19 protein-coding genes are annotated in these 20,023 nt (G+C 70.2%); 14 read left to right on the top strand and 5 right to left on the bottom strand.

The annotated features are described in order from the left end of the window. Window positions 1–67: 67 nt before the first annotated feature. From IEW87_RS10865 to IEW87_RS10805, 13 genes are all read left to right on the top strand, one after another. Window positions 68–1,291, top strand: a complete 1,224-nt coding sequence (locus IEW87_RS10865) for a glycosyltransferase family protein (RefSeq protein WP_188712229.1) — start codon at window positions 68–70, stop codon at window positions 1,289–1,291. Beyond that, window positions 1,278–2,501 (top strand): glycosyltransferase, encoded by a 1,224-nt coding sequence (locus IEW87_RS10860; protein ID WP_188712228.1) that lies wholly within the window; start codon window positions 1,278–1,280, stop codon window positions 2,499–2,501. The genes IEW87_RS10865 and IEW87_RS10860 overlap by 14 nt, the downstream gene beginning before the upstream one ends. Continuing rightward, a complete protein-coding gene (locus tag IEW87_RS10855; RefSeq protein ID WP_188712227.1) occupies window positions 2,501–3,679 on the top strand; it encodes a glycosyltransferase family 4 protein in 1,179 nt (392 codons plus the stop codon). Before IEW87_RS10860 ends, IEW87_RS10855 begins: the two co-directional genes overlap by 1 nt. After that, the gene (locus IEW87_RS10850; protein ID WP_188712226.1) at window positions 3,676–5,454 is read left to right on the top strand and encodes an ABC transporter ATP-binding protein; all 1,779 of its coding nucleotides are present in this window, start codon (window positions 3,676–3,678) and stop codon (window positions 5,452–5,454) included. The genes IEW87_RS10855 and IEW87_RS10850 overlap by 4 nt, the downstream gene beginning before the upstream one ends. After that, a complete protein-coding gene (locus IEW87_RS10845) occupies window positions 5,451–7,508 on the top strand; it encodes a phosphotransferase (protein ID WP_188712225.1) in 2,058 nt (685 codons plus the stop codon). Before IEW87_RS10850 ends, IEW87_RS10845 begins: the two co-directional genes overlap by 4 nt. After that, on the top strand, window positions 7,505–9,199 hold the full coding sequence (locus IEW87_RS10840; RefSeq protein WP_188712224.1) for a long-chain-fatty-acid--CoA ligase: 1,695 nt from the start codon (window positions 7,505–7,507) through the stop codon (window positions 9,197–9,199). The genes IEW87_RS10845 and IEW87_RS10840 overlap by 4 nt, the downstream gene beginning before the upstream one ends. 9 nt (window positions 9,200–9,208) lie before the next feature. Beyond that, window positions 9,209–9,508 carry an Asp-tRNA(Asn)/Glu-tRNA(Gln) amidotransferase subunit GatC gene (gene gatC, locus IEW87_RS10835; RefSeq protein ID WP_188712223.1) on the top strand — a complete coding sequence of 100 codons (300 nt, stop codon included), beginning with the start codon at window positions 9,209–9,211 and terminating at the stop codon, window positions 9,506–9,508. Continuing rightward, window positions 9,508–11,007: an Asp-tRNA(Asn)/Glu-tRNA(Gln) amidotransferase subunit GatA gene (gene gatA / locus IEW87_RS10830; RefSeq protein WP_188712222.1), complete on the top strand. Its 1,500-nt coding sequence runs from the start codon at window positions 9,508–9,510 to the stop codon at window positions 11,005–11,007. Before gatC ends, gatA begins: the two co-directional genes overlap by 1 nt. Next, complete coding sequence (gene gatB, locus IEW87_RS10825; RefSeq protein ID WP_229731099.1) at window positions 11,004–12,509, top strand: Asp-tRNA(Asn)/Glu-tRNA(Gln) amidotransferase subunit GatB; 1,506 nt, start codon at window positions 11,004–11,006, stop codon at window positions 12,507–12,509. The genes gatA and gatB overlap by 4 nt, the downstream gene beginning before the upstream one ends. 114 nt (window positions 12,510–12,623) lie before the next feature. Beyond that, window positions 12,624–13,817 carry a glycoside hydrolase family 3 N-terminal domain-containing protein gene (locus IEW87_RS10820; protein WP_188712221.1) on the top strand — a complete coding sequence of 398 codons (1,194 nt, stop codon included), beginning with the start codon at window positions 12,624–12,626 and terminating at the stop codon, window positions 13,815–13,817. 4 nt (window positions 13,818–13,821) lie between these two features. Beyond that, a complete protein-coding gene (gene dinB / locus IEW87_RS10815) occupies window positions 13,822–15,072 on the top strand; it encodes a DNA polymerase IV (RefSeq protein ID WP_188712220.1) in 1,251 nt (416 codons plus the stop codon). Between the two features lie 33 nt (window positions 15,073–15,105). Then, window positions 15,106–15,438: a hypothetical protein gene (locus tag IEW87_RS10810; RefSeq protein WP_188712219.1), complete on the top strand. Its 333-nt coding sequence runs from the start codon at window positions 15,106–15,108 to the stop codon at window positions 15,436–15,438. Continuing rightward, window positions 15,414–15,980 carry a nucleoside/nucleotide kinase family protein gene (locus IEW87_RS10805; protein WP_188712218.1) on the top strand — a complete coding sequence of 189 codons (567 nt, stop codon included), beginning with the start codon at window positions 15,414–15,416 and terminating at the stop codon, window positions 15,978–15,980. Before IEW87_RS10810 ends, IEW87_RS10805 begins: the two co-directional genes overlap by 25 nt. A 2-nt stretch (window positions 15,981–15,982) precedes the next feature. Here the strand turns inward: IEW87_RS10805 and IEW87_RS10800 are convergent, their stop codons facing one another. The 3 genes from IEW87_RS10800 to IEW87_RS10790 are packed head-to-tail and all read right to left on the bottom strand — an operon-like array spanning window position 15,983 to window position 17,096. Beyond that, on the bottom strand, window positions 15,983–16,468 hold the full coding sequence (locus IEW87_RS10800) for a DUF2017 family protein (RefSeq protein ID WP_188712217.1): 486 nt from the start codon (window positions 16,466–16,468) through the stop codon (window positions 15,983–15,985). Further along, window positions 16,465–16,755: an ATP-dependent Clp protease adapter ClpS gene (clpS, locus tag IEW87_RS10795; RefSeq protein WP_188712216.1), complete on the bottom strand. Its 291-nt coding sequence runs from the start codon at window positions 16,753–16,755 to the stop codon at window positions 16,465–16,467. Before clpS ends, IEW87_RS10800 begins: the two co-directional genes overlap by 4 nt. Beyond that, window positions 16,755–17,096, bottom strand: coding sequence for a metallopeptidase family protein (locus IEW87_RS10790; protein ID WP_188712215.1), 342 nt, complete (start codon window positions 17,094–17,096; stop codon window positions 16,755–16,757). Before IEW87_RS10790 ends, clpS begins: the two co-directional genes overlap by 1 nt. A 42-nt stretch (window positions 17,097–17,138) precedes the next feature. Here IEW87_RS10790 and IEW87_RS10785 point away from each other — a divergent pair, with 42 nt between their 5' ends. After that, window positions 17,139–18,911, top strand: coding sequence for a glycoside hydrolase family 15 protein (locus IEW87_RS10785; protein WP_188712214.1), 1,773 nt, complete (start codon window positions 17,139–17,141; stop codon window positions 18,909–18,911). Here the strand turns inward: IEW87_RS10785 and IEW87_RS10780 are convergent. Together IEW87_RS10780 and IEW87_RS10775 are read right to left on the bottom strand one after the other, a co-directional pair. Next, window positions 18,877–19,545, bottom strand: a complete 669-nt coding sequence (locus IEW87_RS10780; RefSeq protein WP_188712213.1) for a ribonuclease H family protein — start codon at window positions 19,543–19,545, stop codon at window positions 18,877–18,879. The two genes, IEW87_RS10785 and IEW87_RS10780, sit on opposite strands and share 35 nt — an antisense overlap. A 38-nt stretch (window positions 19,546–19,583) precedes the next feature. Further along, a complete protein-coding gene (locus IEW87_RS10775) occupies window positions 19,584–20,021 on the bottom strand; it encodes a nitroreductase family deazaflavin-dependent oxidoreductase (RefSeq protein WP_188712212.1) in 438 nt (145 codons plus the stop codon). Window positions 20,022–20,023: the final 2 nt, after the last annotated feature.

The raw sequence follows: 20,023 nt of genomic DNA, 5'->3' as shown, positions 1-20,023 counted from the left end.
CCGTCACATCCGCCTCATCGCCTGCGCCCAGAGTGGATCTCATCGCAGAACCGCTGGGGAGGACTTCATGACGATCACGCGCGAGGCACCGCTCGCCCCTGTTCCGGGGGCCGCGCACGCCGGGCCGCCCCGTGTCGCGCTGTATTCGCACGACGCTCTTGGACTCGGACACATCCGCCGGAATCTCGCACTCGCGCACGCACTCGCCGGGTCAGCGGAGGCCCCGGACATCCTGCTGCTCACGAGCGCCCCCGAGGTCGTCGCGGGCGACCGGCCCGACCGCTGTGACGTGGTAGCGCTGCCCGGCGTCGCGAAGAGCGCCGACGGGACGTACACCTCGCGGCATTTGTCGTTGGACCGCGGACACCTCGGCCGGATGCGTGAAGGCATTCTGTCGGCCGCGTTGGATGCGTTCCGCCCGGACGTTCTCATCGTCGACAAACACCCGCGTGGTCTCAGCGGCGAGCTCGAGCCCGCGCTCGAGATGCTCGCCGCGCACGGGACGCGGGTCGTGCTCGGCATTCGAGACGTGCTCGACGATCCACTCGTGACGCGACAGGAGTGGCTCGCCGATCGCACCCGCGATGCGCTCGCTCGCTGGTACCACCAGATCTGGGTCTACGGCGATCGCCGCCTGCACGACCCTCTCGCTCTCCTCCCGATCCCGCGACACATCGCGCAGAACGTCGTCTACACCGGCTACCTCGCCCACGGGCGCGGCACCTCCGGGCGTCGCCCGGCGCAGTGGCCCTACGCGCTCGCGGCGTTTGGCGGCGGAGCCGACGGGTTCACCGTCGCCGATGCCTTCGTGCGCAGCGAGCTCCCGCACGGCTACGACGGGATCCTGCTGGCTGGCCCGCAGATGCCGCCCGAGCAGGTGCGAGACCTCGAGCGGATCGCGGCGCAGCGCACGGACATGCGCGTGGTCGCATCCGTCGATGACGCCGCCGGTCTCGTCGCTGGTGCCGCGGCGCTCGTCGGCATGGGCGGATACAACACGGTGTGCGAGGCGATCGCCGCACGTACCCCGATGCTCGTCATCCCGCGCGTCGTGCCCCGCCGCGAACAGCTCGTGCGCGCGTCCGTCATGAGCGAGGCCGGGCTCATCGACATGCTGCTGCCCGAGAGCCTTTCGCCCGAGGCGATCTCGGCCTGGCTGCGGATGTCGACGCTGCGCGCGGACCGGCCGACACCGGCTTCTGTCGACCTCGACGGCCTGCGCCGGATCCCTGGGCTGGTCGAAGGTCTCGTCGCTTCTCGTCGAAAGGACGTCGCCCATGCGCACCTCTGACCCGCACCGCATCGGATACGTGCTCAAGATGTATCCGCGGTTCTCGGAGACCTTTATCGTGACGGAGATCCTCGCGCGAGAGGCCCGGGGAACCGACGTGCGCATCTATTCGATGCGTCCGCCCGTGGATCCGCGCTTCCACGGCATGCTCGCGGATGTGGCCGCGCCCGTCTCGTACATCCCGCGCGTGCGCAGTGCCGAATCGCAGTGGCAGTCGATCGGGGGCGCACAGAGCCTCCCCGGATGGACGCGAGCGCTCCCGGAGCTGCTGCGCGCCGATGCGTCGGACGCGGCGCAGGCGATCGACGTCGCTCACCGCGCTCTCGACGACGGCGTGACACACCTGCACGCGCACTTCGCGAGCATGGCGACGACGATCGCACGCCTCGCCGCGCTCCTCGCCGACATCCCGTACTCGTTCACGGCGCACGCGAAGGACCTCTTCCATGAGTCCGTCGATCGCGACGACGTCGCACGCAAGATCGCCGACGCCGACCACGTCGTGACCGTCTCGGACTTCAACGTCCGATTCCTGACGTCCCTCACGCGCTCCGCGACGCCGATCTGCCGGGTCTACAACGGCATCGACCTCGACGCCTTCCCGTTCCGGAGAGGCGCGCCGGCCCCGGCGGCGGTCGACGTCATCGCGGTCGGACGGCTGGTGGAGAAGAAGGGCTTCGTCGACCTCGTCGACGCGATCGCCGGACTGCGCAGGCGCGGACGCGACGTGACGTGCCGAATCATCGGCGGCGGCGATGAGGAGCGGAGCCTCATCGACCGGATCGCGCATCACGGTATCGGCGACCTCGTGACGCTCGCGGGACCGATGCCGCAGGAACGCATCCGTGAAGAGGTGCGCCTCGCGCGGGCTTTCGCCGCGCCGTGCGTTGTCGGCCGCGACGGTAATGCCGACGGTCTGCCCACCGTGCTCCTCGAGGCGATGGCACTCGGCACCCCGTGCGTTTCCACGGACGTCACGGGCATCACCGAGGCGGTGCGCGACAGGACGACCGGACTGACGGTGCCGCAGCACGACCCGGCCGCGCTCGCTGACGCGATCCTGCGGCTGATCGACGATGTCGCCCTCGCCGACGACCTCCGGGCGGCCGCCCGCGGTCTCGTCGAGCGGCAGTTCGCATCGGCCCGACAGGCCGAGCAGCTTGACGCTCTGCTGACGTCGAGCGAGGAAGACGAATGGAAGGTCGCGTGATGAGAATCGCCTACGTCTGCGCCGACCCGGGGATCCCCGTCTTCGGTTCGAAGGGCGCCTCGGTGCACGTGCAGGAGGTCCTGCGGGTCCTCCTCCGATCCGGGCACGAGGTCGACCTGTTCTGCCGCCGGACGGGCGGTGAACCGCCCGCCGCCCTCGCGGCGGCGATCGACGAGAGGCAGTTGCGGGTCCACGCGGCCGAGCGGATCTCGGACAGCGATGCCGCGCGCCGCGAGGAGAAGCTGATCGCGGCTGACGCCGAGCTCGCCGCGGTGATCGCCGCGAAGCACGCCGTGCGCGGGTACGACGTCGTCTACGAGCGCTATGCGCTCTTCAGCACCGCCGGCACGACGGTGGCGCGTGCCGCGGGAGTGCCGTCGATCCTCGAGGTCAACGCCCCGCTGCCGCTTGAACAGGCGAGGCACCGCCGGCTCGTTCGAGCCGACGTCGCCGACCAGGTGGCGCGCACTGTCCTCGCCGACGCGACCGCCGTCATCTGCGTCTCGGACGCCGTGGCGGCGTGGGCGCGCACCCTCGTTCCCGCCAGCAGGGTGCACGTCGAGCCGAACGGTGTGGATCCGGAGCGGTTTCGCGAGGTCGCGCGGTCGCAGGAGCGGTTCACCGTCGGATTCGTCGGAACGCTCAAGCCGTGGCACGGAACCGACGCGCTCGTTGACGCCGTGCGACTCCTCGACCGCCCCGAGACGCGCCTCGTGATCGTCGGGGACGGTCCTGAGCGCGATGCCCTCGCCCAGCAGGCGCGCGAGGCGGGCGTCGACGTGGAGTTCGCCGGCGCCATGGATCCGGTCGACGTGCCGGGCCGTCTGGCGCAGTTCGATGTCGCGGTCGCGCCGTACCCCGCGCACGGCGACACCTACTTCTCGCCGCTCAAGGTACTCGAGTACATGGCGGCCGGCGTCACCGTCGTCGCCTCCCGCGTGGGACAGATCCCCGAACTCGTCGACCACGGCCGCACGGGAATCCTCGTTCCCGGCTCAGATCCGCGAGCGCTCGCAGACGCTCTCGATGCACTGGCCGCCGACCCGGCGCAGCGTGCGCGGCTCGGATCCGCGGCGCGTGCCGACGTGATGCGTCACCGTACGTGGACAGACGTCGTCGAGCGATCCTTTGCGGCCGCCGACCTCGCCCTGCGCGTACCGGAAGGAGCAGTGCAATGACGAAGAAGACCGGATCTCTGCGCCGCCTCCTGCGTTTTCTCCGCCCGCATCTGCGGCCGAATCGCGGGCTCGTCGTCGGCGGGTTCGCGGCGATGTTCATCGAGGTCGCCGTCCGCGTCATTGAGCCGTGGCCGCTGAAGTTCGTGATCGATGCCGTCGTGGCCCCCGGAGCAGCCGCGGACTCCGGCATCGTGGTGCTGCTCGCCGTGTGTGCCGTGGCCGTCCTCGCCGCGGCGGGGATCCGGGCGCTTGCGGCCTATTTCATGACGGTGTGCTTCGCACTCGCCGGAACCCGCACGATGAACACCGTTCGCGGCCGCGTCTACGCGCACGCGCTGCGACTCTCGTTGCGCTTCCACAACGGCTCGCGTGCCGGCGACCTCATCAACCGCCTCGTCAGCGATGTCGGCAAGATGCGCGACGTCGCCGTCACCGCGGCCATGCCGCTGATCGGCAACTGCGTCACCCTCGTGGCGATGTTCACCGTGATGATGTTCCTCGACTGGCGTCTGGGACTCGTGATCCTGGCGGCGTTCCCGATCTTCCTGCTGTTCTCGCACGTGTCGAGTCGGCGCGTGACGCGGGCGGCCCGGGTACAGCGTGCGCGCGAGGGCGACCTCGCGGGCGCGGCGAGCGAGTCGTTCAGCGCGATGAAGCTCGTGCAGGCTTACACGCTCGAGCCGGTGCTGGAGAGCGACTTCGCATCGTCCAACAGCAAGGAGCTCCGCGAGGGAGTGCGAGCGACACGGCTCGCCGCGGGTCTCGAGCGGACCACGGACGTCCTCGTCGGCGTGGCGACGGGAGCTGTGCTGCTGATCGGCGGCATGAGCGTCGTACGCGGTCACCTGACTCCGGGCGAGCTGGTCGTCTTCGTGCAGTACCTGAAGGGCGCGTTCAAGCCGATGCGCGACCTCGCGAAATACACCGGGCGTATCGCAAAGGCGCTTGCGTCGGGCGAGCGCGTGCTCGCTCTGCTTGAGGAACGCCCGGAGGTCACCGACGGCACACAGGACCTCGGCCGTCCGTCGGGTCGCGTGAGCTTCCGCGGCGTCGCGGCGAGTTATGACGACGAGACCGTCGCCCTCGAGAACGTCGAACTCGATGTGCTGGCGGGGGAGCGGGTGGCGCTTGTCGGGCATTCCGGATCCGGGAAGTCGACGCTCGCGAGCCTCGTGCTCCGGCTACAGGATCCCTCTGAGGGCGTCGTCGAGATCGACGGCCGCGATATCCGCGACTGCACGCTGTCCTCCGTGCGCGCGGCCACCTCGATCGTGCTGCAGGAATCGGTGCTGTTCGCGGGCACCGTTCGGGACAACATTCGGATGGGGCGCCCCACGGCGACGGACGAGCACGTGGCGTGGGCCGCCGACGTCGCCGACGTCACCGAGTTCGCTGAGCGCCTGCCGGACGGACTCGACACGGTGGTCGGCGAGCGCGGAGATACGCTCTCGGGCGGCCAGCGCCAGCGGATCGCGATCGCGCGCGCGATTCTCCGCGACGCCCGGATCGTCATTCTCGACGAACCGACGAGCGGTCTCGACGCGACCAGCGCGGGCACGGTCACAGACGCGCTCGATCGGCTGACCGCCGGCAAGACGACGCTGATCGTCACGCACGACCTCGAAGACGCGCTGAGCTGCGACCGGATCGTCGTGCTCGAGCGCGGCCGGATCGTCGAGCAGGGCACGCCGGAGGAACTCCTCGGGCGTGACGCGTCGCGCCTGTCGATCCTCAATCGATCCGCCGACCGGGCCGCCGCCGGAGGGCCACGATGAACGACGACCTCTCACTCATTCGCAACGACACGCGGCTGGCCGCCTTGGGGACGCTGCTCGACGGCGAACGGATCGGCGCGCTCCTGCGATCGGCGGGGCACGAAGTCGACGCGGCGCGCGTCGCGTACGTGCGCTACAAGCCGCACACGTCGGCCGTCGCTGGCGTCTTCGTCTCCGACGGCAGAGGCGAGACACGGGCGGTGCACGCGGCGGCCTATCCCGTCGCGGCGCACGACAAGCTCGACAAGCTGCGCCGCCGCCCGGACCTCGTCCTCGCCGACGACCGCGAGCACGGGCTGGTTCTCGCGCTGGACGAGGCCGACCGCCACCTGCCTGGTATCCGAGAAGCTCGGAGGCGTCACCCCGACCTCGATGCCGTCGTCTATAAGCCGGGCCGTCGCTGGGTCGGCATCAGCCACTCCGACGGCGTCGTCGTGAAGGTGCACACGCTCGACGCCGCCCGGGCCGCCGTCGCCGCGTACGAGCGCGTCGCGCCGCACCTGCCGACGGCTCGTCTCGTCGCGGTCGACGAGACGCTCGGGATCGTCACCACGGCCCTCATCGAGGGCCTCCCTCTCGACGATCTGCGTGGGCAGAACGCGGGGACCCGAGCCGCGACAGAGGCCGGCCGGGCACTGGCGCGCCTCCACGCCGTCGACGCGGGCACGGCGCCGTCGCGGGCCGCGTCATCGTACGACGACGCGAGCGACGCCGCGCGTGCCGTCGGCGCCCTCGCGCCGGACCTTGCCTCACGGGCCGAGCGCATCGCCCGAGCGTCGTGCCGGGCAATCGCCGCGCTTCCGCGCCCCACGCGTACGCTCGTGCACGGCGACTTCTCCGCGGACCAGGTGGTCGTAGCCTCGAATGGCACCGCACACATCATCGATCTCGATCGCGCCCATCACGGCGACCCGCTCGACGACCTCGCGTGCTGGGCGGCCGACGCACTCGCGCGTCACGATGAAGACGGAAGCGACGGGCTCCTCGCGGGCTATCGGGCCGCCGGCGGTCGGGTCGATCGCGCCGCGCTGGCACCTCGCGTCGCGGTGGCCCTGCTGCGGCGGGCTGTCGAACCGTTCCGCCTGCGCATACCGGGCTGGCGTGCTCACGTCGAGCGGATCCTCGCTCACGCGGAACGGCTGCTCGTCGACCCCGAGCTGCCGGGCCTCGCGCCGACGCTCACCGAACCGGGTGCGGAGGTCATCGTGCACCGCCGCGGTCGCCGCGCGGTCGTGCGCGTGCCGCGGCCGGATGGCGATGTCTACATCAAGGCCGTGCGACCGAAGCGATTCGCTGGCGTCGCGAGTCGCGCGCTGCACGTGACGGAAATGACGGAAGCCCGCACGCCCGAGATCGTCTCGGCCGATGCCGGTCTCGCCGTGATTCGTCAGCGAAGCGTGGGAGACAGGACGCTGCTGGAGGTGGGAGCCGACCCGTCCTCATCGGCCGACCTCGTCGCGGCCGCCTGGCGTCAGACGGCGCGCGTCGTCGCCGAGCTGCAGACGATGACCGTCGCGGGACTCGACGAGCATGGACCCGCGGAGGAGCTGAGAGCGACGCGCAAGGCGGTCGACGCCGCGGTGACGGCCGGCGCGATCGCGGACCCTTCCCGCAGGCTGCGGGCCGTCGAGGACGCCCTCGACGCGCTGGGCGACCGCCCCCGCGTGCTCGCGCACCGCGACCTGCACGACAAACAGCTCCTGCTCCCGCACGACGCGACCGCCGCGGATCCGCGACTCGGGCTGATCGACGTCGACACGCTCGCGGCCGCGGACCCCGCCCTCGACGTCGCGAACCTCCTCGTCCACATCGAGCTGCGCGAGGCACAGTCGCTGCTCGCGCCGGAGACCGCGCGCACGGTGCGCACGGCGTTCGCAGAGGCGCTGCGGCGCGACGAGCGTCTGACCGCGGCCACGTGGTCCGCGATTCCCGCGTATCAGATGGCGACGCGCCTCCGCCTCGCCGCCGTCTACGCGCTGCGACACGGGGAAGGACGGGCGGCCGAGGCCATGTGGCGCTCGGCGGACCGCCGTATGAATACGATGGTGAGGTGACCGACCAGTTCGACCCGCCGCGCCCATGGATCCGTTCCTACGCTGAGACGGTCCCGCACGACCTTCCCGAGATGAGCGGATCGCTCATGGACCTCGTCGCCGATTCCGCGCGCGAATATCCGACGGCCCCGGCTCTGCAGTTCTTCGGCGCCGTGACGTCGTACGCTTCGCTCGCCGAGCAGATCGACCGCGCGGCCGCCACGCTCCGTGCCGAGGGCGTGCGGAAGGGGGATCCGGTGGCTCTCGTGCTGCCGAACTGTCCGCAGCACATCGTGGCGTTCTATGCGATCCTGCGACTCGGCGCGGTGGTCGTCGAGCACAACCCGCTCTACACACCGCGCGAGCTGCGCAAGCAATTCGCCGACCACGGGGCGAAGCACGCGATCGTGTGGAGCAACGTCGTGGGGACGATCCAGGAGTTCCCGGCCGACCTCGCGGTCTCGACGATCATCTCGGTCGACGTCACGCGCGCGATGCCGGCCTACATGCGCTGGGCGCTGCGTCTGCCGGTGCCGAAGCTCCGCGCCCAGCGCGCGCAGCTCACCACCCGCGTGCGCGGCGCGATCCCGTGGCAGCAGGCCGTCGCGTCCGACCCGCTGCCGCAGGATGTACCCGGGCCCGAGACCGATGACCTGGCCGTCATCCAGTACACGAGCGGCACGACCGGCGATCCCAAGGGAGCGTCGCTGACGCATCGCAATCTGCTGGCCAATGCGACGCAGGCGCGTGCGTGGACGCCGACGGTGTCCCGCGGCGAGGGCACCGTCGTCTACGCCGTGTTGCCGATGTTCCACGCGTACGGCCTGACCCTCTGCCTGACCTACGCGATGTCGCAGGCGGCGCGGCTCGTGCTCTTCCCGAAGTTTGACCCCGACATGGTGCTTCAGGTCACGAAGAAGCACCCGGCGACCGTCCTGCCGGCGGTGCCGCCGATCGCCGAACGCCTGCTCGCCCGTGCGCGGGAACGCGGAGTCTCGCTCGAGGGCACCCAGATCGGCGTATCCGGCGCGATGGCACTCGACCACGAGCTCGTCGTGCCGTGGGAAGCGGAGACGGGCGGCATGCTCGTGGAGGGATACGGCCTCAGTGAGTGCTCTCCCGTACTGATCGTCAACCCGGTCGCGGACACGCGCAAACCTGGCACGATCGGGCTGCCGCTGCCGGGCACCGAGTGCCGAGTGGTGGATCCCGATGATCCGACGATCGACGTCGCGCAGGGCGAGCCGGGGGAGCTGCTGGTGCGCGGCCCGCAGGTGTTCAGCGGGTACTACGGGCGCCCCGAGGAGACCGAGCGGGTGTTCTCCGACGGCTGGTTCCGCACCGGCGACATCGTCGAGATGGACGAGGACGGCTACTTCGCCGTCGTCGACCGCATCAAGGAGCTCATCATCACCGGCGGGTTTAACGTGGCGCCGACCGAGGTGGAGATCGCGCTGCGACAGCACCCTGCGATCGTCGACGCCGCCGTCGTCGGCCTGCCGTCCGCCGCGCACGGCGAGGAGGTCGTCGCAGCCGTCGTGCTCGAGGGATCCGCCGACGACTTCGACCCCGCCGAAGCCCGGGCCTTCGTCAAGCGCGTGCTCACTCCGTACAAGGCTCCGCGTCGCTTCGTCGTCGTGGAGGAGCTCCCGCGGTCGATGATCGGGAAGGTACTTCGGCGCCAGGTGAAAGAGCAGCTTCTCGCCGCGTAGACTGACGGGGTGTCTGAAATCACCCCCGATCTCGTGCGTCATCTCGGCGCACTTTCCCGGATCCAGCTGTCCGACGACGAGGTGACCACCCTCACCGGCGAGCTCGAGGCCATCGTGGCGAGCATGGCCACGGTGAGCGAGGTCGCGACGGACGACGTCTCCGCGACGAGTCACCCGATCGAGCTCGAGAACGTCTTCCGCGAAGACGAGCCGGGCGACATGCTCACCACCGAGCAGGCGCTCCAGAACGCGCCCGACGCCGACGGCGAACGCTTCCGCGTGACCGCGATCCTCGGGGAGGAGCAGTGATGAGCGACCTGACACGACTTCCCGCCGCCGAACTGGCGACGCTGCTCGCCGATGGTGAGGTTTCGAGCGTCGAGGCGACGCGCGCGCACCTCGACCGGATCCGCGCGGTCGACGGCGCCGTGAACGCCTTCCTGCACGTCAACGAGGCCGCCACCGACCGCGCCGCGGCCATCGACGCGCGCCGCGCGGCGGGCGAGAGCCTGCCGGAGCTGGCGGGGGTCCCGCTCGCGGTGAAGGACGTTCTCGTGACGACCGATATGCCCTCCACATCCGGATCCCGGATCCTCGAGGGCTACATGTCGCCGTACGACGCGACGGTCGTCGCCAAGGCGCGCGCGGCCGGCCTCGTGCCGATCGGCAAGACCAACATGGACGAGTTCGCGATGGGGTCGTCGACGGAGCACTCGGCGTATGGCCCGACGCGCAACCCCTGGGACCTCGAGCGGATCCCCGGAGGGTCGGGCGGCGGCTCCGCGGCAGCCGTCGCGGCGTTCGAGGCGCCCCTCGCGCTCGGCAGCGACACGGGCGGATCCATCCGCCAACCCGCACACGTCACCGGGACCGTCGGCGTCAAGCCCACCTACGGCGGCGTGAGCCGCTACGGCGCGATCGCGCTCGCATCGAGCCTCGACCAGATCGGCCCGGTCTCGCGCACGGTGCTCGATGCCGGTCTGCTCCACGACGTCATCGCCGGACACGATCCGCATGACGCGACGTCCCTGCGCCACGAGTGGCCGTCATTCGCCGAGGCCGCCCGCGAGGGGAGCACCGGCGAGGTGCTGAAGGGCCTCAAGGTCGGCCTCGTGAAGGAGCTGCACGGCTTCTCGCAGGGCGTCGACGAGTCGTTCCGCTCCGCCGTCGCCACGCTCGAGGCCGCAGGCGCCGAGGTCGTCGAGGTCAGCGCCCCCCATTTCGAATACGCGACCGCGGCGTATTACCTGATCCTCCCCGCCGAGGCGTCGAGCAACCTCGCGCGCTTCGACTCGGTGCGCTTCGGCATGCGGGCAGACGTCGCAGGGACCGTCGAGGACGTCATGGCCGCCACGCGCGAGGCCGGTTTGGGCCCGGAAGTGAAGCGCCGGATCATCCTCGGCACATACGCGCTCTCTGCCGGTTACTACGATGCGTACTACGGTCGCGCGCAGAAGGTCCGCACGCTCATCCAGCGCGATTTCGAACGCGCGTTCGCGGACGTCGATGTGATCGCGACGCCGTCTGCGCCGACGACGGCGTTCAAGCTGGGTGAGAAGCTCGACGATCCGCTCGCGATGTACGCCAACGACCTCGCGACGATCCCCGCGAACCTCGCGGGCGTGCCCGGCATCTCGATCCCCTCGGGGCTCGCGGCCGATGACGGGCTGCCGGTGGGGATCCAGTTCCTCGCACCCGCACAGGAGGACGCGCGCCTGTACCGCGTCGGCGCGGCGCTCGAGGCGCTGCTCATCGATGACTGGGGCGGTCCGCTCGTGGCCCCGGAGCTGAACGGAGTGTCCCGATGAACCTGATGGACTTCGACGAGGCGCTCGAGAAGTTCGAGCCGGTCATCGGCCTCGAGGTGCACGTGGAGCTGAACACGAAGACGAAGATGTTCTCCGCCGCGGGCAACCCCGCGAACGCAGAGTTCCACGACGCCGCACCGAACACGTTGCTCGCGCCGGTCGACCTCGGCCTGCCGGGATCGATGCCCGTCGTGAATCGCCAGGCGGTGCGCAACTCCATCAGCCTCGGCCTCGCGCTCGGCTGCTCGATCGCGCCGTCGAGCCGGTTCGCCCGGAAGAACTACTTCTACCCGGACCTCGGCAAGAACTACCAGATCAGCCAGCACCACGAGCCGATCGCGTTCGAGGGGTCCGTGGAGGTCGAGCTCTCGGACGGCACGATCGTCACCGTGCCGATTGAGCGCGCGCACATGGAGGAGGACGCGGGCAAGCTCACGCACGTGGGCGGATCCACCGGCCGCATTCAGGGCGCCTCCTCGTCTCTCGTCGACTACAACCGCGCGGGCGTGCCGCTCGTGGAGATCGTGACGCACCCGATCTTCGGCGCCGAAGCAAACGCGCCAGAGCTCGCAAAGGCGTACGTCGCGACGATCCGTGACATCGTCCGTGCCCTCGGCATCAGCGAGGGCCGGATGGAGCGCGGCAACGTGCGGTGTGACGCAAACGTCTCCCTGCGGCCGCGCGGCGCGACGAAGCTCGGCACGCGCACAGAGACGAAGAACGTCAACTCGATGCGTTCGGTCGAGCGCGCGGTGCGCTACGAGATCCGGCGCCAGGCCGCGATCCTCGACGCAGGCGGAACCATCACGCAGGAGACGCGTCACTGGCATGAGGACACGGGGGAGACCTCGCCCGGCCGACCGAAGTCGGACGCCGACGACTATCGCTACTTCCCCGAGCCCGACCTGTTGCCGGTCGCCCCGAGCGAGGAACTCATCGAGGAGCTGCGGGCTGCGCTTCCCGAGGCACCGGCGACGAAGCGCCGCCGACTGAAGGCCGAGTGGGGCTTCACCGATCTCGAGTTCCAGGATGTCGCCAACGGCGGGCTGACCGACGAGGTCGAGCAGACGATCCTCGCCGGCGCGTCGCCGGCGTCGGCGCGCAAGTGGTGGACCGGCGAGATCACCCGCGTTGCGAACTCCGCGGGGCGCGAGCCCGGCGAGCTCGTCTCGCCCGCTGATGTCGCGGCCGTGCAGGGGCTCATCGATGCCGGCACGCTCACCGACAAGTTGGCACGCCAGGTGCTCGAGGGTGTGATCGCCGGTGAGGGAACGCCCGAGGAGGTCGTCGACGCCCGCGGGCTCGCCGTGGTCTCCGACGACGGCGCGCTTGTCGCGGCGATCGACGAAGCGCTTACGGCTCAGCCGGACGTGCTCGAGAAGATCAAGGGCGGCAAGGTCCAGGCTGCCGGCGCCATCATCGGCGCGGTGATGAAAGCGATGAAGGGCCAGGCCGACGCCGCGCGCGTGCGCGAGCTCATCCTGGAACGCGCGCAGCAGTAACCGCATACGAGGACGCCCGCACGCCCGGCGTGTGCGGGCGTCCTCGTCGCGTGCGCGCGGTGCGTTCGCTTCCGGGAGACAATGGGGACAGACCGCTCCCCGGGAGGTGACCGAATGAGACGATCGCTGGCCGCCATCGGCACGGTCGCACTGCTCGGACTCGCGGCCTGTGTACCAGCGGAGGACGCGGCGGCGCCGTCGGCACCCCCGACCGCCACCGCCATACCATCATCGGCGCCTTCTCCCGAGCCGTCCGCCACGGCCTCGCCGGATCCGCAAACCACCACCGAGCGCGCCGCCGAGACCGTGTCGGCGATGTCGACGCGTGAGAAGGCCGCGAGCGTGGTGATGGGCTACGCCGCGGGGACGGACCCGCAGGCGCTGAAGACCGCCGTCTCCCGCGGATCCGGTGGGCTCATCCTCATGGGCGACAACGTGCCGTCCGCGCCCGACGCGCTGACCGAGATCACGACGGCGATTGCCGAGGCGGCCGACCCGCCGCCGCTGATCGCGATCGACGAGGAGGGCGGCGATGTTGCACGCATCACCTGGGACGAGGCGGCGTCGGCGCGCAACCTCAAGGGAGCGGGCGCCGACGAGATCGAGGCCGCGTTCGCCGAGCGGGGATCGGTGCTCGCCGAGGCGGGCATCCCCGTGAACTTCGGCATCGTCGCCGACGTACCACGCAGCGCCGACTCGTTCATCTTCTCGCGCGCCTACGGCACGGATCCGCAGGCCGTCGCGCAGGCCGTCGGGGCGGCGGTCGCGGGGGAGTCCGGTCGCGCCTTCTCCACGCTGAAGCACTTCCCCGGGCATGGCGCCGCGGAGGGCGACTCGCACAGCATGATCCCGTCGGCTGACCTCACGCTCGACGAGTGGCGCGAACTCGACGCCACGCCATTCGCCGCCGGCATCGCCGCCGGCGCGGAACTCGTGATGATGGGACACCTGCGCTTCGGTCAGATCGACGAGCTCCCCGCCTCGCTCTCGCCCGAGTGGTACCGCATCCTGCGGGAGGATCTCGGCTTCGACGGCGTCGCGGTGACCGACGACCTCGGGATGCTGCTCTCCTCGGGCGAGGACGCGTACACGGATCCCGAAAGCAACGCCGTGCAGTCGCTCGCGGCCGGCGCCGATCTGGTCCTGACCGTCGTCGGATCCACGCCGGAGACAGCCGACCGCACGGCGGAGGCGGTCGCGGCCGCAACCGAGGACGGCTCCCTCTCCGCCGAACGCCTCGAGGAGGCGGCGACGCGCGTCATGACGCTGCGATTCGAGGCCGCCGCGCCCGCGGACCCGGAACAATAGAGCCGTGAGCAGACAGGACGGGTCTGGCCGGCTCTTCTCGCCGCCGGGCGCCGACGATGCGGGCGCCCACATCCTGCACGTCGACATGGACGCGTTCTTCGTCGCGGTCGCAACCCTCGATGACCCGTCGCTCGCCGGTCGCCCCGTCGTGATCGCGCACAACGACCAGCGCTCCGTCGTCTCGAGTGCGTCGTACGAGGCTCGTCGCTACGGGGTCCGCTCGGCCATGCCACTCGGCATGGCGCTGGGCAGGTGCCCGCGTGCGATCGTCGTGCCGCCCGTGTTCGAGCGGTATCGCGAGGAATCGGCGCGCATGATGGAGGTGTTCCGCAGCATCACCCCGCTCGTGGAGCCGCTTTCGATCGACGAGGCGTTCCTCGACGTCAAGGGCGTCGAGCGGCTGTGGGGAACGCCGGGCGAGGTCGCGGCGCTGATCCGGCGCAACGTCCGCGATGAGGTCGGGATCCCGTGCAGCGTCGGCGGTGCCGCGACGAAACACGTGGCGAAGATGGCGTCCACGGCGACCAAACCCGACGGCCTGCTCATGATCCCGGCAACACGCACGCAGGAGTTTCTCGATCCGCGCCCCGCCGGAAGCATGTGGGGCGTCGGCCCGAAGGCCGCGGAGGCGCTCGCGAACCGGGCGATCCGCACAATCCGCGACGTGCGCGAGACACCCGTGGCCTCGCTCGCGGCGGTCATCGGTGTGGCGCAGGCGCAGCGGATCCATGATCTCGCTCACGGCAGGGATCCGCGGGCCGTGCAGACGGAGCGCGTGGAGAAGAGCATCTCGCACGAAGAGACGTTCCGATACGACGTGACGGATCCCGCGCTGCTGCGCGCCGAGCTGTTGCGCCTCGCCGACCGCGTTGCGGTTCGGCTGCGGCGCGCGGGCGCGGAGGCGGCGGGTGTGGCGATCAAGTTGCGCTTCGACGACTTCCAGACGCTCACGCGATCGCAGGCACTGTCCGAGCCGACGGCCGTCGGGAACCGCATCGGATCCGTTGCGCGCGAACTGTTCGGCGCGATCGATCTGCGCGCCCCGGTGCGCCTCATCGGCGTGCGTGCGGAGCGGCTCGTCCCCGCCGGATCCGCCGCGCTCGCGCTGTGGGACGACGATACGGAGTGGAAGCAGGTCGAGGGCGCGCTCGATCGCCTGTCGGAGCGATTCGGCACGGGGTCCATCACTCGTGCGGCCTTTCTCTCGCGCGCTCCGGAGCGCCCGACAGCAGATCGCCCTCCCGAGAACGGCTGACGGGCGCGGGCGGCGCTGGGTTACGCTGTCTGCATGCCCAACATCGCGATTGAACTCGGCAAGCTCAGCAGCAACTTCGGCGTCACCGCGGCCTACGGCGAGCAGCAGGACCTCGACGGGGTGAAGGTGCTGCCCGTCGCGGCGACCTGGTACGGCTTCGGCGGCGCTTCCGGCGAGGACGACACGAACACGGGCGGAGGGGGCGGCGGCGTCGCCGTGCCCGTCGGCGCCTATGTCCGCCGTGGGAGCGAGTTTCGCTTCGTGCCGAACATCGTCACGCTCCTCGCGGTGCTGACGCCGTTCGTCTGCGTCGCCGGCCGCGCGCTGGGCTACGTCATCAAGTGCCTCAAGAAGAAGAGCCGCTGACGTTTCGACCCCTCGTCGTCGACGATGCGATCCGTCGCGTCCTCGGCGCCGTCGCTCGCGACCCGTATCCGCGGATCCTCATCGACGGCCGCAGCGGCGCGGGCAAGACGACGATCGCGCTCCGCGTGGCCGATGAGCTCGACGCGCGTGTGGTCTCGCTCGACGAGTTCTACCCGGGCTGGTCCGGCCTCGCCACTGCGACCGAGATCGCCGGCGGCATCGTGCGCGATCATCGCGCCGGGGCTCTCTCCCGCTACCGTCGTTGGGACTGGGAACGTCACGCGTGGGCGCAGCACTGCGCCGTGGAGCCCGAGCGGCCGCTCGTCATCGAGGGATGCGGCGTGCTGACGGCATCGTCTGCGTCGGATGCGACCGCGTCGATGTGGCTCGATGGCGATGCCAACGCGCGCTATGCGGCCGCGATGGCGCGCGACGGCGATGGATTCCGGGCGCACTGGGAGATGTGGGCCCGGCAAGAACGCATCCACATGAGGACGCATGACCCGGCCGGTCTCGCCGACATCGCAGCGAGCGTCTGCTGACGCTATAAGTCGTCGCGCTGCTCGGCCACCTGCACAAGCCCCTCGAGGCGGAACCCGAGCCATTCGTAGAGTGCGTACGCGGGATCGTCGTCGGACGCCTCGGTGTCGTCCGAGATTCCGAGCCGGCTCGCGAGCACGAGGCGCAGCGCGGCGAGCGTGCGCAGCCAGGGATCCAAGTGGGATCCCGCGATCGAGACGTCGACGGGGGAAAGCGCATCGCCGACAGAGCCCTCTTCGATGCGGTCGAGGTCGGCTCGCACGGTGGCGGCGTCGCGCGCACGCCGCCCGAGCAGCTCGCTTCGCGTCACCTCGTGGAGGTCGTTGGAGGCCTCCTCGTCATCGGGATAGATGTCCGGAGTGAGTCGCGCCATCGCGGGGTCGTCGGAGGGATCCTCCTCGGAGAGCAGCTGCTGGAACTGCCCCACCAGGTCGGTCAGGTGGCTCGCCTCGATCCGGGTGAGGGTGAGGATCACGAGGTCGTCGCTCACTCGGTTGCCTTTCGAACGGTGGCCCAGAGGCCGTAGTCGTGCATGGCCTGCGCGTGCAGCTCCATCTGCTCCCGCGCGCCTTCGGCCACCACGGCATGACCGTCGTGATGTACCCGCAGCATCAGCGCGGTGGCGCGGTCGGTGTCGTAGCCGAAGTAGTCGCGGAACACGCGCACCACGTAGCTCATGAGGTTCACGGGGTCGTCCCACACGATCGTCTGCCATGGTGAGGCCGCGGCCGGAGCTTGCTCGCGGGCGACGTCGGCATCCGGCCAGGCCGTCGTCATCAGGCCCACCCCAGCTCATGCAGTCGGTCGTCGTCGATGCCGTAGAAGTGGGCGATCTCGTGCACCAGAGTCGTGTGCACTTCGTCACGCAGATCGTCGAGAGTCTCGCACCGCGCGAGGTGCGGTTCCCGGTACACGACGATGCGGTCGGGGAGTTCGCCCATGCCGTAGCGGTCGCGCTCCGTGAGCGACAGGCCATCGTACAGCCCGAGCAGGTCGAGCGAGCCGTCTTCCGGGCGGTCCTCGACCACGAAGACGACGTTGTCGAGCCCCTCGACCATGTCGTCCGGCAGCTGGTCGAGTTCCTCGACTACGAGCGTCTCGAACTCGTCCGCGTTCATGATTCCACCCTATCGACGCAGCGGGTGTGTCAGCCTGGAAACGTGACCACTCCGATCGAGGACTACGCCCTCTTGGCTGATCAGCACTCGGCCGCGCTCGTCTCGCGCGACGGCAGCGTCGACTGGCTCTGCCTGCCCCGCTTCGATGCCCCCGCGGTCTTCGCGGCGCTGCTCGGCGAACCGGATCACGGACGCTGGCGGATCGCCGTCGAGGACGCCGAGGTCGTCTCGCGCGCCTACGACGACGGCACCTTCATTCTCCGGACCCGCTGGCGTTCTGCGACCGGCGAGGCCGAGACGATCGACTTCATGCCGTCCGCGGACGCACGCGCGGACGTCGTCCGTGAGGTGCGGTGTCTCTCGGGCCGGGTCGTCGTCGAATCGGACCTGCGCCTGCGGCCGGGTTATGGCGCCGCGGCGCCATGGGTGCGCCGGCGCGGCGACAGGCTGACGGCGATCGCTGGACCCGATCGCTACGATCTTGTCGGCCCCGAGCTGACTGCCGACGGTCGCCGGCACGTCGGGCGTCACGAGCTCACGGCGGGGGAGAGCGTCGCGTGGGACCTCAGCCGGACGCCGTCGCACCTGGAGGCGCCTGAGCCGCTCGACGTGCGCGTCGCGCTCGATGACACGCGCCGTGTCTGGGACGAGTGGAACGCCGAGATCACCGCGGACGGCCCGTGGGGGCGGTACGTGCATCGCTCGCTGCTCGTGCTGCGGGCGTTGACCGACGCGGACACGGGCGGGATCGTGGCGGCGCCGACGACGTCGCTTCCCGAGGATCCGGGTGGTGTGCGCAACTGGGACTATCGCTTCTGCTGGCTGCGCGATTCCGCGCTCACCCTCGAGGCGTTCCTCTTCCACGGGCGTACCCAGACGCCGCTTCGCTGGCGGCAGTGGCTTCTGCGCGCGGTCGCGGGGGATCCCGAGGACCTGCAGATCATGTACGGCATCGCGGGGGAGAGGTCGCTCCCAGAGCGGACGCTCGATCACCTTCCCGGGTACCTCGACTCGCGCCCCGTCCGTGTCGGAAACGGAGCAGTGACGCAGTTCCAGGCGGATGTCGTCGGCGAGGTGATGATCGCGCTCGCGCAGCTGCGTGATGCGGGCATTGCCGAGGACGACTTCTCGTGGCCGCTCCAGCGAGCGATGCTCGACTACGTCGTCGATCACGCCGCTCGGAAGGATCAGGGACTGTGGGAGATGCGCGGCGACCCGCACTACTTCACTCACTCACGCGTGATGATGTGGGCCGCCGTCGACCGCGGGGTGAGAGCGGTGGACGAATACGGGCTCGCGGGTCCGCGGGAGACGTGGGCGCGACTGCGCGACGAGCTGCGCGACGAGATCCTGACGCGCGGCGTGAACCCCGAGACGGGCGGTTTCACGCAGACCTACGACACGACGGAGGTCGACGCCTCGCTGCTGCAGATCCCGCACACGGGATTCGTCGCTTATGACGACCCGCGGATGGTCGCCACCGTCGCTCAGATCGAGCGCGACCTCATGCAGGACGGACTTCTGCTGCGTTACCGCACCGTTGGAGCAGACGGACTGCCCGGCGACGAGCACCCCTTCCTCGTGTGCAGCTTCTGGCTCGTCGAACAGTACGCGCACTCAGGACGTCGCGACGAGGCGGTCGAACTGATGGAGCACCTCACCGGGCTCGCGAACGATGTCGGTCTGCTCGCGGAGGAGTATGACACTCACGCGCGGCGGCAGATGGGCAACTTCCCGCAGGCGTTCAGCCACCTCGGGCTCGTGCGGGCGGCGGACGCGCTCAGATCAGTCCGCGAAGGAACTCCTCAGGGCTGAGCCCCGCGGAACTCGCACGGCCGCGCAGGCGCGCGTGCTCGTCGGACGACAGCACGACGCGAACCTCTGTGAACACGTCGTCATCAAGCGCGTCGAACAGGGTTCCGTCGAGGGTGTCGTCAGGTGCCTCGACGGCGGATCCGCGTGGCGCGGGAGGCGCGGACGCGGTCGCCCCAGAGAAGCCGGGACCGGGATTCGGAGCCTCCCGTCGCTGGAACGCGCGGGCGGCGCCGTTCGCGCGGACGTCGGCCGCTTCGTTCAGCGGGTGTCCGGCATGGCCCTTCACCCACTCGAAGCGCACTTGGCGCCCCTGCATCTCGCCGTCGAGTGCCTCCATGAGCTCGCGGTTGAGCACGGGCTTGCCGTCGGCCTTCTTCCACCCCTTACGCTTCCAGCCCGCCATCCACTTGGTGATGGCGTCGATGACGTAACGGCTGTCGCACTCGACGACGAGATCCTCGCCGGTGTGCGCGGTCGCTCGAAGCAGTTCCAGCACCGCCGTCAACTCGCCGATGTTGTTCGTGCCGTGTGGTGCGCCTCCGGCAGCCCAGCGGTCGTCGTCGATGTACCAGGCCCAGCCCATCGGCCCGGGATTGCCGAGCGCAGAGCCGTCAGCGGCGGCGTAAAGGGTCATTCCCCCAGATTATGTGGTGCCGCGCACCGACGGTGACGTCACGCCGCGGGTTCGAGAACGAACATGGCGATTCGGCGATCGGTCTTCGCCTTGTACTCGTCGTAGTCGGGCCACACGGCCGCTGCACGAGCCCACCATGCGTCGTACTCGTCGCCCTCGAGTTCGCGTGCGACATACTCGCGCTTGTCGGCGCCGTCCTGCAGTTCGACGCGCGGGTTGCGCACGATGTTCCAGTACCACTGGGGCGGCTTTGGGGCGCCGCCCTTCGAGGCCACGACGGCGTAGCGGCCCTCGTGCTCGACGCGCATGAGTGCGGTCTTGCGCAGCCCTCCGGTCTTCGCGCCGACCGTCGTCAGCACGATGATCGGGGCGCCGCGCAGCTCGCCGGCCTCCGCGCCACTGGTTGCTTCGTACGTCTCTGCCTGTGTGCGAGCCCACTCCGCGGTGCTCGGCAAGTATTCGCCCTTGAGTGCCATGC

The sequence above is a fragment of the Microbacterium faecale genome, from assembly GCF_014640975.1.
Classification (GTDB): Bacteria; Actinomycetota; Actinomycetes; order Actinomycetales; family Microbacteriaceae; genus Microbacterium; species Microbacterium faecale.
This window is presented reverse-complemented; position numbering and strand designations above follow the sequence as displayed.

Bases quoted from the DNA above. Each gene is read 5' to 3' on its own strand.
- IEW87_RS10865 (WP_188712229.1), top strand. From the start codon at position 68: ATGACGATCACGCGCGAGGCACCGCTCGCCCCTGTTCCGGGGGCCGCG.
- IEW87_RS10860 (WP_188712228.1), top strand. From the start codon at position 1,278: ATGCGCACCTCTGACCCGCACCGCATCGGATACGTGCTCAAGATGTAT.
- IEW87_RS10855 (WP_188712227.1), top strand. From the start codon at position 2,501: ATGAGAATCGCCTACGTCTGCGCCGACCCGGGGATCCCCGTCTTCGGT.
- IEW87_RS10850 (WP_188712226.1), top strand. From the start codon at position 3,676: ATGACGAAGAAGACCGGATCTCTGCGCCGCCTCCTGCGTTTTCTCCGC.
- IEW87_RS10845 (WP_188712225.1), top strand. From the start codon at position 5,451: ATGAACGACGACCTCTCACTCATTCGCAACGACACGCGGCTGGCCGCC.
- gatA (WP_188712222.1), top strand. From the start codon at position 9,508: ATGAGCGACCTGACACGACTTCCCGCCGCCGAACTGGCGACGCTGCTC.
- gatB (WP_229731099.1), top strand. From the start codon at position 11,004: ATGAACCTGATGGACTTCGACGAGGCGCTCGAGAAGTTCGAGCCGGTC.
- IEW87_RS10820 (WP_188712221.1), top strand. From the start codon at position 12,624: ATGAGACGATCGCTGGCCGCCATCGGCACGGTCGCACTGCTCGGACTC.
- IEW87_RS10810 (WP_188712219.1), top strand. From the start codon at position 15,106: ATGCCCAACATCGCGATTGAACTCGGCAAGCTCAGCAGCAACTTCGGC.
- clpS (WP_188712216.1), bottom strand. From the start codon at position 16,755: ATGACGACGGCCTGGCCGGATGCCGACGTCGCCCGCGAGCAAGCTCCG.
- IEW87_RS10790 (WP_188712215.1), bottom strand. From the start codon at position 17,096: ATGAACGCGGACGAGTTCGAGACGCTCGTAGTCGAGGAACTCGACCAG.
- IEW87_RS10780 (WP_188712213.1), bottom strand. From the start codon at position 19,545: ATGACCCTTTACGCCGCCGCTGACGGCTCTGCGCTCGGCAATCCCGGG.
- IEW87_RS10775 (WP_188712212.1), bottom strand. From the start codon at position 20,021: ATGGCACTCAAGGGCGAATACTTGCCGAGCACCGCGGAGTGGGCTCGC.